Source organism: Vibrio sp. 1151_11, from assembly GCF_029478525.1.
Classification (GTDB): Bacteria; Pseudomonadota; Gammaproteobacteria; order Enterobacterales; family Vibrionaceae; genus Vibrio; species Vibrio anguillarum.
The window spans coordinates 1-278 of sequence record NZ_SHMN01000131.1 but is presented as its reverse complement, the minus strand read 5'-3'; the positions used below and the strand labels follow the sequence as shown (position 1 = coordinate 278).

The 278-nt window shown below is 39.6% G+C and carries 1 pseudogene; it reads left to right on the top strand.

The annotated features are described in order from the left end of the window. A pseudogene (locus tag EXZ60_RS19080) lies at positions 1-123 on the top strand (glutaredoxin); the annotation flags it as partial. Positions 124-278: the final 155 nt, after the last annotated feature.

The window sequence follows — 278 nt, the reverse complement described above, 5'->3', positions numbered from 1 at the left end:
GAAGCCATCTTATTTTCTATTTTACGTGGCTTTTTCAGTGCCGCAGAAATCCAATGGGACAACACTGTGAAAAATTGGATGGAATCTGTGAGTAACAAAACCCAAGTACCACTACTTAAGTAAGGAATCGATCATGAGCAAACTATACCGATGATCATTGAAGATGCTTGATTTCTCATAAAATCAGGATCATGCTACGCACCATGAAAATAATACTGACTCCTCAACAGAAACAACAACTCGAAGAGATGCACGATTCAACTCGTGATGGTCGAGTG